General features: G+C 58.9%; 14 protein-coding genes and 2 tRNA genes. 8 read left to right on the top strand and 8 right to left on the bottom strand.

Going from position 1 to position 13,056, the window contains the following annotated elements:
* Window positions 1-2: 2 nt before the first annotated feature.
* Complete coding sequence (gene gadC / locus BLU78_RS08005; RefSeq protein WP_044106209.1) at window positions 3-1,550, bottom strand: glutamine/gamma-aminobutyrate antiporter GadC; 1,548 nt, start codon at window positions 1,548-1,550, stop codon at window positions 3-5.
* Between the two features lie 138 nt (window positions 1,551-1,688).
* On the opposite strand from gadC, the gene BLU78_RS08000 reads away from it, so the two are divergent.
* The 3 genes from BLU78_RS08000 (at window position 1,689) to BLU78_RS07990 (ending at window position 4,160) form a co-directional block, all read left to right on the top strand.
* The gene (locus BLU78_RS08000; RefSeq protein WP_010260272.1) at window positions 1,689-2,621 is read left to right on the top strand and encodes a DUF5106 domain-containing protein; all 933 of its coding nucleotides are present in this window, start codon (window positions 1,689-1,691) and stop codon (window positions 2,619-2,621) included.
* Between the two features lie 123 nt (window positions 2,622-2,744).
* A complete protein-coding gene (locus tag BLU78_RS07995) occupies window positions 2,745-3,299 on the top strand; it encodes an NADH peroxidase (RefSeq protein ID WP_010260269.1) in 555 nt (184 codons plus the stop codon).
* 126 nt (window positions 3,300-3,425) lie between these two features.
* Window positions 3,426-4,160, top strand: a complete 735-nt coding sequence (locus BLU78_RS07990) for a DUF5036 family protein (RefSeq protein WP_010260265.1) — start codon at window positions 3,426-3,428, stop codon at window positions 4,158-4,160.
* A gap of 60 nt (window positions 4,161-4,220) precedes the next feature.
* On the opposite strand, the gene BLU78_RS07985 is transcribed toward BLU78_RS07990, so the two are convergent.
* Both BLU78_RS07985 and BLU78_RS07980 read right to left on the bottom strand, forming a co-directional pair.
* Complete coding sequence (locus BLU78_RS07985; RefSeq protein ID WP_010260262.1) at window positions 4,221-4,550, bottom strand: hypothetical protein; 330 nt, start codon at window positions 4,548-4,550, stop codon at window positions 4,221-4,223.
* Between the two features lie 13 nt (window positions 4,551-4,563).
* Window positions 4,564-4,776 (bottom strand): YtxH domain-containing protein, encoded by a 213-nt coding sequence (locus tag BLU78_RS07980; RefSeq protein WP_074712050.1) that lies wholly within the window; start codon window positions 4,774-4,776, stop codon window positions 4,564-4,566.
* A 68-nt stretch (window positions 4,777-4,844) separates the two neighbouring features.
* Between BLU78_RS07980 and BLU78_RS07975 the strand changes: the two genes are divergently transcribed.
* Window positions 4,845-5,354 (top strand): SLOG family protein, encoded by a 510-nt coding sequence (locus tag BLU78_RS07975; RefSeq protein WP_010260259.1) that lies wholly within the window; start codon window positions 4,845-4,847, stop codon window positions 5,352-5,354.
* Window positions 5,355-5,402: 48 nt separating this feature from the next.
* Here BLU78_RS07975 and BLU78_RS07970 read toward each other — a convergent pair whose 3' ends face one another.
* The 3 genes from BLU78_RS07970 to BLU78_RS07960 all read right to left on the bottom strand — a co-directional run bounded on the left by BLU78_RS07970 (window position 5,403) and on the right by BLU78_RS07960 (window position 8,009).
* Window positions 5,403-6,293: an MFS transporter gene (locus BLU78_RS07970; protein WP_010260257.1), complete on the bottom strand. Its 891-nt coding sequence runs from the start codon at window positions 6,291-6,293 to the stop codon at window positions 5,403-5,405.
* Between the two features lie 95 nt (window positions 6,294-6,388).
* Entirely contained in the window at window positions 6,389-7,624 is a 1,236-nt protein-coding gene (locus BLU78_RS07965; protein WP_010260254.1) for a 6-phosphofructokinase, read from the bottom strand.
* 184 nt (window positions 7,625-7,808) lie between these two features.
* Window positions 7,809-8,009, bottom strand: a complete 201-nt coding sequence (locus tag BLU78_RS07960) for a cold-shock protein (RefSeq protein WP_010260251.1) — start codon at window positions 8,007-8,009, stop codon at window positions 7,809-7,811.
* A gap of 136 nt (window positions 8,010-8,145) precedes the next feature.
* Here BLU78_RS07960 and BLU78_RS07955 point away from each other — a divergent pair, with 136 nt between their 5' ends.
* From BLU78_RS07955 to BLU78_RS07940, 4 genes are all read left to right on the top strand, one after another.
* Window positions 8,146-8,418: a hypothetical protein gene (locus BLU78_RS07955; protein WP_010260248.1), complete on the top strand. Its 273-nt coding sequence runs from the start codon at window positions 8,146-8,148 to the stop codon at window positions 8,416-8,418.
* A gap of 3 nt (window positions 8,419-8,421) precedes the next feature.
* Window positions 8,422-9,495: a TIGR04133 family radical SAM/SPASM protein gene (locus BLU78_RS07950; protein ID WP_010260245.1), complete on the top strand. Its 1,074-nt coding sequence runs from the start codon at window positions 8,422-8,424 to the stop codon at window positions 9,493-9,495.
* A gap of 105 nt (window positions 9,496-9,600) precedes the next feature.
* Window positions 9,601-9,675 (top strand) — tRNA-Pro (locus BLU78_RS07945).
* 59 nt (window positions 9,676-9,734) lie between these two features.
* Window positions 9,735-9,808 (top strand) — tRNA-Pro (locus BLU78_RS07940).
* A gap of 52 nt (window positions 9,809-9,860) precedes the next feature.
* Here BLU78_RS07940 and BLU78_RS07935 read toward each other — a convergent pair.
* Both BLU78_RS07935 and BLU78_RS07930 read right to left on the bottom strand, forming a co-directional pair.
* Window positions 9,861-12,218, bottom strand: coding sequence for a DUF748 domain-containing protein (locus tag BLU78_RS07935; RefSeq protein ID WP_010260242.1), 2,358 nt, complete (start codon window positions 12,216-12,218; stop codon window positions 9,861-9,863).
* A complete protein-coding gene (locus BLU78_RS07930) occupies window positions 12,202-12,843 on the bottom strand; it encodes an HAD family hydrolase (RefSeq protein WP_010260239.1) in 642 nt (213 codons plus the stop codon). Before BLU78_RS07930 ends, BLU78_RS07935 begins: the two co-directional genes overlap by 17 nt.
* Window positions 12,844-13,056 lie beyond the last annotated feature (213 nt).

Here is a 13,056-nt window from a genome sequence, read left to right as displayed (position 1 = left end):
CGTTACTTGTTTGTTGATTGGCTGTTACTTGCGGCGGATTGGTCCTGCGCCGGGGCGGCAGCTGCGGGGGCTGCGACCTTGGCCTGCGTCTCCCAGTGGAAGGGCGCGAATTCGGCGGCGGCCTGCGGGTCTCTCCACGACGGCTTGCGCAGGGCATAGATTACGAACGGGGCGCCTACGACGACCACGCAGCCGATGACGAGCACCGAGAACCAGACGGTGTTGCTGCCCGTTGCGATCTGGCTGGGCGGTACGAAGCTCAGGACGAAGGCCAGCAATGCGCCGCAGAAGCCGAGGCATCCGAGGAACCACATCAGTCCGTTCTTCTTGCCCAGACGGAACGGACGCGGCGTGTTCTTCATCTTGTAACGCAGGACGATGGCGGCCGAGAACATCAGCATATACATAATAAGGTAGAGCAGCACGGTGAGCTGCGAGAGAATCTGGTAGAACGACTGCACCGAAGGCATTACGACGAACAGCAGGGCCAGCAGCGTCACGACGCATCCCTGGATCAGCAGGATGTTCTTCTGCACGCCGTTCTTGTTGGTCTTCTGGAAGAACGGGGGCAGGTAACCGGCCTTACCCACGGCGAAGATACCCTTCGAGGGGCCTGCCACCCAGGTCAGCACGCCGGCCAGTACGCCGAACATCAGGGCGATGGCGATGATCGGTCCGGCCCACGAGATGTGGAGGTAGTGGAAATAGTTGTCGAAGCCGACCAGCAGCGATTGCGTAAGGCTGATGTCCTTGGCCGGAATGATGAATCCCAGCGAGAAGGTTCCCAGCACGAAGATGCAGACCGTGACGAGCGAACCGATGATGATGGCCTTGGGGTAGTTCCGCGAGGGATTCTTCACGTCCATGACGTGTATGCCCATCATCTCCATACCCGCGTAAAAGAGGAATATACTGCTGGCCAGCACGAGGTTGTCGAATTTCGACAGGTCGGGGAAGAAGCCCTGCGACATGTCCATGTGGTTGTGTCCGCCGGTCGAAATGTAGATGATGCCGAGGATGATCAGCAGGCCCGCGGGAATGATCGTACCGATCATACCGCCCCATTTGCTGATCTTTCCGACCCATCCCAGTCCTTTCAGTGCGATAAACGTGGCGATCCAGTAGATGGCCAGCACCATGCAGAGCGTGAAGACCTTGTTCGAGGCCAGCGCCGCGTCGTGCGTATCGTTCATGCCGATGAATGCGATCGACACGGCTCCGAAGGTCAGCACCGTCGGATACCAGATCGTCGACTCGATCCATTGCAGCCAGATGGCCAGGAATCCTGTCCGGGCTCCGTAAGCCTCGCCGACCCAGCGGAAGACGCCGCCCTGTTTGTCGGAGAACATCGCGGCCAGCTCCGCGGCGACCATGGCCGTCGGGATGAGGAACACGATTGCAGCAAACAGGTAGTAGAACGCCGATGAAAGTCCGTAGACTGCCTCGGCAGGCAGTCCGCGCAGACTCACTACGGCGGTCACGTTCATAATTGCAAGTGTCATGACACTCAATTTGAACCCTGTGCTCGTGGTAGTTTTTTTTACATCCATAGTGGTTTAATTTGGTTTTTGACGCAATGGGGTGTTGCAACTACCGTGCAAAACCGCCGCAACAGGGTGTTCGCGGACTTCGGATGCACGATTGTTGCCCGAAATGCGTATATTTGCAGGTAAAACAGCATTGAACTTATGCAACGCATTTTGATCCTCCTTCTGGCCGCCCTGTGCGTCGCCTCGTGCGGCCGCCGCCGCAACGCTCCCTCGCAGGATGCGGCGGCTTCGGACACCCGTCCGAGGGTATTTCTCCCGGCCATCGCCCCGTCGGGGCTCTCGCCCGAAGAGCGGCGCGACTACCTGCGTGAACACTATTGGGACCGCTTCGACTTTGCCGACACGCTCTTCACCGTCCGGGCCGACACCCTGCAGATGGTCGAGGCTTACGCCCGCTACATTGCGCTGATCTCCGACCGTCCGACCGACGGCGCCCCGATCGATTCGCTGATGCGCCGCGCTTCGTCCTCGCGCAAGATGCTCGACTACTTCTCGATGCTTGCCGAGCGGGTGTTGCACGATCCCAATTCGCCGCTGCGCAACGACGAGTTCTATATCCCCGTATTGCAGGCGCAGCTCCGCGCCCCGTGGTACGACGAGTACGAGCGCATCGCTCCGGAGTACGATCTGGAGATGGCCATGCAGAACCGGCTGGGACACCCGGCCAACGATTTCCGCTATACGCTCGCCTCGGGCGCTTCGGGAACCCTCTACGGACTGAAGGCCGAGTATGTGCTGCTGTTCATCAACAATCCCGGCTGTCCGATGTGCCGCGACATCCGCGAGGCGATCACCGCGTCGCCGATGCTTTCGGTGATGATCGAGCGGGGACAGCTCAAAGTGCTGGCCCTTTATCCCGACGAGGACCTTACGGAGTGGCGCGATTACCGCGACCACATCCCCGCCTCGTGGATCAACGCCTACGACAAGGGGTGCGTCATCCGTGAGAAGAGTCTCTACGACCTCGGGGCCATTCCGGCGATGTATCTGCTCGACAGCCGCAAGCGCGTGCTGGTGAAGGACTCGACCGATGTGGCCCAGATCGAGGAAATAATAGATCGCCGCAGTTGATATAAGCGCAGCCTATCGCGCCATCAGAAAAGACAATCGGAAATCTATACGGATTCCGGACGGATTTGCTACCTTTGTTCTGTAAACAGAATATAATCACACACACTAAACATTCAAAGTATTATGGCAAAGAAATGGCGTTGTACCGTTTGCGGGTACATCCACGAAGGTCCCGAGGCACCCGATCAGTGCCCGATGTGCAAGGTAGGCAAGGAAAAATTCGTCGAACTGGTAGAGGCTGAGGGCGATCTCGATTTCGTGACGGTTCACAAGATCGGCGACGGCAAGGGTGCGAGCCCCGAACTGTGGGAGGGTCTCCAGAATCACTTCATGGGCGAGTGCACCGAGGTAGGAATGTACCTGGCAATGAGCCGTCAGGCCGACCGCGAGGGTTACCCCGAGATCGCCGAGGCTTACAAGCGTTATGCCTGGGAGGAGGCCGAACACGCCTCGAAATTCGCCGAGCTGATCGGCGAGGTCGTCTGGGATACCAAGACCAACCTCGAGAAGCGCATGAACGCCGAGTGCGGCGCCTGCGAGGACAAGATGCGCCTGGCCCGTCTGGCCAAGGAGCAGAACCTCGACGCCGTACACGACACCGTGCACGAGATGGCCAAGGACGAAGCCCGTCACGGCAAAGGTTTCGAGGGACTTTACAAACGCTACTTCGGCAAATAATAATTTCCCGATTGCGGAAAGACGGGGCGGATTCGGAAGAGTCCGCTCTTTTTTTACCCGTTTTTGGAGGAGGGTGGGGTATTTTAGCTATCTTTGGACCGGCTACATGTTACAAGACAATTTTAGATGAAAAAGATTTTCCTGCCGCTGTTCCTTGCGGCACTCGTTTCCGGCACGTTCTCATGCTCCGACGACGATAAGGTTCCCGGAGACCCCGAGGGGACCGTTACGCTCAATATGCTCGACGAGCAGAACGGCAAGACCCTGCTGGATGATTCGGGTATCTATATCGACAAGGCCCAGAATTTTGTATGCGGCAACAACTGTGTTCTCTTTGCGCTCGGCAAGGTCGGCGGCCTGGGGGCCGTTGCGCCCAAATCGCTGGAGACGGCAGCGTCGATGGCCGCCGTGCAGGCCGGCCACGGTTATGTGGCGGTGCGTCCGGGGGCGCTGATGTCGTTCCCGTCCGGAAAGCAGGCCATGCCCATCGGTAACCGGGAGGTGAATTACCTCAAAATCTATGTGGTTTCGCCGCTTTCGGAAGGCGACAAGACCATCGGCGCGGCGGTCAAATACGCGGCAGCCGTTCCCGAGACCTACAAACTGCCCGAATACGGGAGCACGGTGCTGCGGATCGACGATTCCAACTACGACCATCTCGAGCAGAAAGTGTCGCTGTCGCTGCCGGGCGGTGATACAGAATACGATTTTATCGACGACGGCTATGGTATCCGCTGCGAGCGGGAGGGCGGCAAGCTGGTGTTCTGGCTCGAAGACTGGTTCTCGCACAAATTCGATCTTTACCTGCGCACGCAGGGGAGCTATACGAAAGTATATGTCGACGTGGATGCGCCGCTGTAACGAGCCGTTCCGTCGCTGAAAAACGCCGGTGCATTGCGTTGCACCGGCGTTTTTCATACGTTACCTGGATTTTCTGAGGAACGAAAGGAACGAAAACTTGTCGGATAACCAGTCATACCCCTCCTTTACCCTCGACGCGACCTCGTAGACCGTATCGATCCGGTCCCGGACGTATTTCACTGCCGAGCGCACGGACAGCAGATAGACCACTGCGGCGAGTACGGCGAAAAAACCTCCGGTGATGAGCGCTGCGACGGCGACGGACCCCGTCAGCGATGCGAGCCACATGACGAACGCGTCGATGAAGAGGATGATTGCTATGGCTGCCGTCACACCGAAGAAGACCAGCGATGCGACGATATTTCCGGTTGGAGCCTGGCTATCTTTCATGGAGCGGTTCCTTTTATTCGTCCTTGTCGCAATCGCAGTTAAGACCGTTGCACTCGCAATGAATTTTGTCAATTTCATTTTTCAGTTTTCGGGTACCTTTGTTAGCCAGTTCGCGGATGTCCTCACGGAATTCGGGACCTGATTTGGGGGTTACGAGCATGGCGACGACGGCTCCGACAAGAGCGCCTCCCAGAAAAGAAGCGAGACAATTTACTGAATGTTTCATAGAGCTTAAAGTTTTGAATTCAGCAGCTACTCTTGCAAAGTCCGGGCCAAACCCTTACCTTTGGACACATGATCGCCGATCCCCGGACCTCCGTAGCTTTCAGCGGCCACCGCACCTATTGCGGCGATGCCGCCGACGCCCTGCATCGCACGGTGGGGGAGCTGTATGTGCGCGGTTTCCGGACTTTCCTGAGCGGTATGGCCGTGGGTTTCGACCTCGCGGCCGCCGAGGCGGTGCTGGAGCTGCGGGAGCGGATGCCCGATGTCCGGCTGATCGCCGCAGTTCCTTTCCAGGGGCAGGAGGCCCGTTTTTCGCAGTCCGACCGTGAACGCTTCTCCCGGGTGCTGTCCGCCGCCGATGTTGTCGAAGTGCTCTCCCCGGTATATCACCGGGGGTGCTATGCTGTCCGCAACGATTTTCTGGTCGATCATGCCCGGGTTCTGGTGGCGTGGTACGACGGCTCGCCCGGCGGCACGCACTACACCGTTCGCCGCGCTATGCGCCGCGGGCTCGAAATCCTCGACCTCCATCCGGCGGCTTCCGCATTGCCGGCTTTTGCACCGACGCTGTTCGGTTAAAAAAAGGCGGACCCGGAGGCCCGCCCTTTTCGGTCGTGTGAATCTTCTCTATTCGGCCGATTCTGTCAGTTCGATGCCCTGGAGCAGCTCCTCGATGCGTTGGAGCGTCCCCGTTTTGCCGTATTCATTCGCGGGGTAGCTGATCCCGACGGTGATGAGCGACTGTCCCTGTTTCAGATCGTAGGTCGTGAATACGAACCCCGGGTATTCCGTCCGGCGGCCTTCGCTGCGCAGCATGTCGATACCGTTCGACGAGAAGGGGCGCGAAGCCTTGATGATTCCGCCGTCGTAGTAGGCCGAGTCGCGGCTCTGGCAGTAGTCCGAGATGTCGGTGATGCTCTCCGCATCCGGGCTGAGCGCGTTTTGCAGGGCGTCGATGTTGAACTCCCATTCGCCGTCGAGGACATACATCGTGTAACGGGCATAGGTCGAATCGGTTTCGGGTTCAGCCGCCTCTTCGACGGCGGTGTACCCGGCGGGAATTCGGATTCGCAGCCCGAGGTCCGGACAGTCGTAGGTCTGTTCGGTGTCGAGCAGCGGCAGTTCGCCGCCTCCGTTCACCAATTGGGTGGAGAGCACCGTGAGGTATCCGATGAGCAGGGCGGTGCAGACGGCCGCTGCGAGCATGCGCCGGAATGCGGTGTATTCACCCGCGCTGTATTTGATCTTCAGCCAGATGTATAATCCCGTGATCGCCTGCCAGGCGCCCCAGAGGACAGCTCCCGTGGCGATGACGTAACGGCCTCCGGCTTCGGTGAAATAATAGGAGATGAAACTGAATGCCAGTCCGCCGACGCACCACAGCAGGCCGGCAAGGATGTTCTTTTTCGCTTCGGCGAGCGATGCCGCCGGCTGTCCGGCGGATTCGGGGGCCGGGGATTCCGGCTCCGCAGGTGTTTCGGGCATCGGCTCGAACACCGGTTCTTGGGGTTGTTTCATGATGGGGTTTCAGGTTTCGGGAAAGTGTGCGAATGAGTAAAATCCCGGAAAGCACTTGCAAAGGCTTTCCGGGATTTTGTCGGATCGTTACCGGATTATTTCCAGTTCAGAATCTTGTGGAAGTCGTACTCTTCGGGGTTCTCGACATAAGCCTTGGCGGCTTCGTAGTCTGCCGGGGTGATGGCGTTGATGATGTTCTCCACCACCGACGAGAACTTGTCCGATTTGATGTCCACCAGACGGGGCGGAATCTTGCCCGTCGTGGGGTCCTGCAGGTCCTTGAGGTAGAGCGGCGAGACGTTGCCCTCCGAATCCACGTACACCATGCAGCCCGTCTTGCCTTCGGCGAAGAGCTTGTGCACGCCGATACCCAGTTCCGAGCAGTAGGTCAGGTCGTAGGCGATCGGGGTCTGGCAGCGGATCTCGTAGCCCAGCTCCACCGGACGGCTCTTGACCTTGATGCCCAGCTCCTTGAGCTTCATCTCGATCATCTCGTTGAAGATGTGCGCCTTCGATACCTTGCCCAGCTCGGGATGTCCGTGCTCGTCGTAGGTGAAGTGGATGCCGCTCTTGCGGATCTCCTCGTCCGACAGCGCGTGGAACACGCCCTCGGAGATCACGGCGGCACCGTAGTCCATGCCCATGATCTTGCGCTTGATGATCGACGAAATCACCAGGTTGACGATCTTCTCGACGGTGATCTCCGTCTTGTCGAACATCTCGGGAATGACGATCATCGGGTAGTGGCATGCCTCGCCGATACCGAACGCCAGGTGTCCTGCCGAGCGTCCCATGGCGGCCAGCACGAACCAGTTGCCGCTCGTGCGGGCGTCTACGTAGACGGCGCGGGCGATGACGGCGCCCTTGTCCTTGGCCGACTCGTAACCGAACGTCGGCGTTCCCTTCGGAAGCGGGAGGTCGTTGTCGATGGTCTTGGGAACGTGAATGTTGGCGATGGGGTATTTCTTGGCCTCGAGGAACTTGGCGATGCGGTTGGCCGTCGAAGCGGTGTCGTCGCCGCCGACCGTGACGAGCAGTTTGATGTTGTTGTCGGTGAAGAACTTGAGGTTGAAGTTGTTCTCGAAATCCGAATCCTTGGGTTTGAACCGGCTCATCTGCAGGAACGAACCGCCCTGATTGAAGATGCCGTCGGCCATCGGGTAGTCGATATCCACGGTGCGGGGCGAGGGGTTGAACAGGCCCGTGTAGCCTTCATGCAGGCCGATCACGCGGTAACCTTTGCGCAGGAACGTTTTGGCGACGCTGCCTACCACGGTGTTCATGCCGGGGGCCGGTCCGCCGCCGGTCAGAATTGCGATTGCTTCTTTCATGGTGTGTTGGGTTTATTATGTTTTGAACCTGATTTCGGTTTTTTGGCCGCCCAAAAGTACGATTTATTTTTCAAACAGGCAAGAACCCGTATAAGAAACGGGGCTGATTTCGAACCTTGCGGACCGTCTACGAAAAAGGAGGCTCCCTGTAAGGAAGCCCCCTTTTGATGCCGGTAATTATAGTTTACTCAACTACATTTACGTTAATGGCCTGCTCGCCCTTGGCACCCGTGCCAATTTCGAACTCGACGGCCTGACCTTCGTTGAGTGACTTGAAACCATCTTTCACGATTCCCGAGAAATGTACGAAAATCTCTTTGCCGTTCTCCGCCGTAATGAATCCGTAGCCTTTTTTGCCATCGAACCATTTTACCTTACCTGTCATAAAATAGAGAATTAAGTGTTAATACGTCAGCAAAGTAAGATAAAAAACATTGGTTTTCAAAACTTTTTGGCATGTTTTTTCGTCTTCGGCAGAAATTTTCTATCTTTGTAACATCAATGTCTAACAGCTTGGCGTTATGAACAGAAAACTGAAAATCGCACTGGCGGCCCTCCTGGGATTCTCCGCGGCCTGCTCGTCGGTGAAGAACGCGCCCAAGGACGACGGTAAACAACGGGATGCCGATACGACTGTCGTGAAGAATCCGTCCAATCCCCGCATCGTGGTGATGTACGGCGTGCGGGTTCCCGACAGCGTCCGCATCAAGCGCATGGAGCGCCAGCATCCCGACTCGCTGCCCCCGGTTGCCGAACAGCCCCGCGAGGAGGCTTCAACGCCGTCCGGAGAGTAGACTATGTCCGGTTGTCGGCTGGGGCTTCGCAAACGGCTGGCCCTCAATATCTTTTCCGATCTGTATGCTTCGACGGTGCGTGAACACCGTCTCGATACGCTTTTCTGGGAGTGTACGCTGCGCTGCAACCTCGCGTGCCGTCATTGCGGCAGCGATTGCCGTGTGGACCCCGGTGTGGCTGACATGCCATTGGCCGATTTCCTGAAAGTTCTCGACGAGGAGGTCACGCCCCACGTAGACCCGGCCGATGTGCTCATCATCTTTTCGGGCGGCGAGGTGCTGGTGCGTGCGGACTTGGAGGAGGCGGGCGCCGAGGTCACGCGCCGCGGTTATCCGTGGGGCATGGTGACCAACGGCATGGCCCTGACTCCCGAACGGTTCGGACGGTTGCTGGATGCCGGTCTGCGGTCGGTGTCGGTGAGCCTCGACGGCTTCGAACGCGAGCACAACTACATCCGGGGCAATGCCCGCAGTTATGACCGGGCGCTGGACGCCGTGCGGATGGTCGTGCGCGAACCGTCGCTGTCGTACGATGTGGTGACCTGCGTCACGGGGGCGATGGTCCCGCAACTGGAGGCTTTCCGCGACATGCTAATTGCCGAGGGGGTGCGCCATTGGCGGCTCTTCTCGATCTTCCCGATGGGCCGGGCCAAGGACGACCCGACGCTGCGGATGACCGATGCGCAGTTCCGCGACATGCTGGATTTCATCCGCAGGACCCGCCGTGAGGGGCGTATCGATGTCAGCTATGCCTGCGAGGGGTTTCTGGGCGGCTACGAAGCCGAGGTCCGCGACCAGTTCTATCAATGTGCGGCGGGTGTTTCGGTGGCTTCGATCCGTGTCGACGGGGCGATTTCGGGCTGCACGTCGATCCGTGCCAACTACCATCAGGGCAATATTTACCGGGATAGATTCTGGGACGTGTGGCAGAACCGCTTCGGGCCGTTCCGCAACCGCGAGTGGGCCCGCAAAGGCCCCTGCGCCGACTGCCGGATGTTCCGCTATTGCCTGGGCGGGGGCATGCACCTGCGCGGCGACGACGGGGAGTTGCTGTACTGCCACTACAAGCGGCTGTAAATGGCGCCCCGCTTCGGTAAAAAGGCAAAATTTTTGCGAATAAATTTTGACTTTTCGGATTTTCGGCTTATCTTTGTGCGCTCTTAAATGATAAGGGTACTTGTTCGGGGTGTAGCGCAGTCCGGTTAGCGCGCCAGCTTCGGGAGTTGGAGGTCGCTGGTTCGAATCCAGTCTCCCCGACAAATCGGCAGACTGCCCATTAAGGTAGTCTGCTTTTTTCTTTTTTACGACCATTGTTTCGGAGTGTAGCGCAGTCCGGTAGCGTATCTGGTTTGGGACCAGAGGGTCGCAGGTTCGAATCCTGTCACTCCGACGAACGATGTATGAAAAACCCCTCCGAGATTCCGGAGGGGTTTTGCTTTGCACTATTTCTGTTGTGCGGGTTCCGGGAGTGCCGTGCTGTCGGCCGCGGTCGCTGCCGGGACTTCAACTCCGACCGAATCATTCGAATCCACCGGTGTGCCGTCGGCATCCGCCGTATCGTCGCCGATCTCGATGGTCTCGCCGTCGAGACCCAGGGCGATGGTGTAGCGGTCGCGGCCTGCGTAGCTTGTCAGGGCCACCGAGTCCATGGGCTGGAGCCGGAATGCCGGGGCCTGCACGCCGTGTGTAGTGAGCATGTACTCCCCGAGAGCCTTGTCGCGTGAAGCCATCATCCGCCGCAGCAGGCTGAGGGCATCGTCGCGGTAGAGGGCCAGCGCCTTGGCATTGGGCGACATTCCCAGCGGGGAGATGCCGCGCAGGGCGAGCAGCGAATCGGCGAACGCCCCGACGGCCGGGGTGCGGATGTCGACCTGCTGGAGTTTCTCGTATTCGAGCATCGAGAGCCGGGGCCGTTGTCCGGTCGAATCGGCCGCCGCGAGGCTGTTGTGGTAGGCCAGGCGCAGGACGTTGACGCTCTGTGCGGGCAGGGCCCGGGCGAGGTTGATGCGCTGGGTCAGCGCGATCTGTATCTCGGGCTTGTCCCGGAGCATCTGGGCGATTTGGTCGAACGACGCATACTGTTCCGATGTAAAGGCATACTGCGCCGGATCGAGGGTGATGTATTCGAGATCCTTGTTGCCGCCCGAGAGGAACGAGAAGGGCGCCGTCACCACCTTGAGCAACACGTTGCCGATGGCTTTCAGCACGATCTTGCGGTAGGAGAACTCCGGGGAGTCGAGGTTGCCGCCCACCGGGAGGTCCATCTTCACGTGCCCCTTTTTGTCCCGGAGCACGTAGAGCCCCAGTTTGAGCGGAATGTTCATTTCGGGTTTCAGCTCCTTGCGCTTCTTGTCCACCTTGGGCTCGAAGGCGTCGAGGTGGTTCGTGCCGTCGAGATAGCGGTTGCGGATAACGTTCTGGCTGCGGAACGTGAGGTTTCCGCCCGTGATGGGATAGGCCGTGAAGTGTTCGCAGTAGGGCGTGAAATCTTTCAGGCTGAGGTTCGACAGCGAAAGCGTGATGTTCTGGTTGTTCAGGTCGTCGAGCGTTCCCTCCCAGCGGAGTTTTGCCGACCCGGTGCGCTGCATCCGGGCGTCGACCTGCAGGTTGTTGCGCTTCGAGGGGTCGAAATCGCGGCTCCGCATGCGGATATCGCTAACGACGTATTCAAACGGTTTGGCCATCGTCAGGTCGCGGAACGAGACCTTGCCGCCGGTGATCTCCAGATCGGCGATCTGCAACACCGGGGCAGTTCCCGGACCGGTTTCCGAGGCCGTTTCGACGGGCTGTTCCGGACTTTCGGGCGAAGGCTTCATCAGCGCCGAGATGTTGTCGCCCTCGGGCGTCAGCTCGGCATTCAGGGTGAATCCCCCGACGTAGAACCGCTCGAAGCGGAAGCGCATCCGGCCCAGGTCGCCCTCGGCGAGTTTCACGCCCAGCGTATCGACTCCGGCTACGGGCTGCTGGCGCATGTCCTTCAGTGCGAACTGCGCAAGCGAGGCCGTGCCTTCGGTGCGCAGGGCCAGCAGGTGCTCGGTGTTGCCCTGCAGCCGCACGTCGGCCGAGAGGCGCCCTTCGACGGCCCCGATGTCGAGCCATTGGCGGAAATAGGGAAGCATACTTGTCAGCATCAGCCCGTCGAGTTTCAGCCCGATGTCGAACTCCGAGGTGTCGATGTCGTAGGCGACGCTCGTGGCCAGCGAACCGCCCTCGGCGAAGTTCAGCACGGCGCCCACGTCGGTCTTCTCGCCGCCGAAGTAGACGCCCGGGATTTGCAGGTTGATGTCGTTGAGACCCCACACGGCGTTGAGTTCCAAATCCTTGTAGAAAAGGTGTCCGTCGCGGATGGCGATGTTGTAGATGCCGATCTCCCACGGTTCGGAGGGTTCTGCGGGTTCCGTAACGGCCGTGGTGTCCGATGCGAAGTGCGCGATGATGTCGTCGAAGCTGAACGCGTTGCCCCGCTGGTAGACCTTCACGTCGAGACCTGCGAGGGTGATGTGCTTCACCGTGACGCGATTCGACAGCAGCGGCAGGATGCGCATGCGCATATCGAAACTGTCGAGCGCGAAAAAGGTCGTCGAGTCGTCGCTGCCGCCGATCTTCAGCCCCTCGACGCGCAGGCGCCCCGTGAATATGTTCACGCGCAGCCGTTCCATGCGGATCGAACGGCCCAGCAGTTCGCGGTCGTGCTTCTCGATGTAGCTCTTTGCCACGGGCGACGCGGCGATGGCGATGCCCAGCACCACGACGATCAGGACGGCCAGCGAGATCAGGAGTATCTTATAGATTTTCTTCATAACGGTTCAGATTTTCAAAGATGTGCCCGAAATCCTCTCCGGGAGCGGGCATGTAGACCGAGAATCCCAACTTGCGGGCCGCCTCGACGTTCTTCTGTCCGTCGTCGATGAAGAGCGTCTCTTCGGGGCGCATGCCGCTTGCGGCGATCATCTTGCGGAAAATGGCTTCCGAGGGTTTCAGTTCATGCAGTTCGTAAGAGAGGTACACGACGTCGAAATAGTCCTCCATCGTCTTGCCGTCGGCCGTGAACATTTGCCGGATGTATTCCATCGAAGCGGGGTTGTTGTTCGAGAGGACATAGGTGCGGATGCCCTTTTCGCGCAGGGCGTCGATCTGGCGGAGCTTCTCCACAGGAATCTCCGTGAGGAATGCGCCGTAGGCCCGTGCGATGTCGTCGTCGGTGACCTCCGGAGTGCCGGAGAGACTGCGCATCTCGTCGCAGGCTTCGTGGAACGAGATGTCGCCGTGTTCGAGGCGTCCGATCATCTCGGCAGGGTAGCAGGGGTTGATGAGCTCCGCCACGGGGTTCATGCCGAGACTGCGGAATGCCGCCGTGCAGCGGTCGAAATCCAGACCTACGAGGACCCCTCCGAGGTCGAAAACTACATTTTTGATCTTTTCCATATCCGTATCTTTTGACGACAAAAGTACCTCTAATTTGAGATAAAAACAAGGGCTGACGGCCGGTGTATCCGGGTCGTGCGGGTTGCGAATTGTAGTCCGGGAATCTCTGCCGCCTGTTTTCGTGTGTTGGAGCAGGTTCTTTTCCGGCGTAAAGGAGGGTGCGGATTACAATTTATAATCAAAAAATGCACGGTGGTGTTCGGTGTAATCTAT

Source organism: Alistipes timonensis JC136 (assembly GCF_900107675.1).
GTDB lineage: Bacteria > Bacteroidota > Bacteroidia > Bacteroidales > Rikenellaceae > Alistipes > Alistipes timonensis.
Note: the sequence above shows the minus strand (reverse complement) of the source record. Positions and strands in the feature narration are given on the sequence as shown.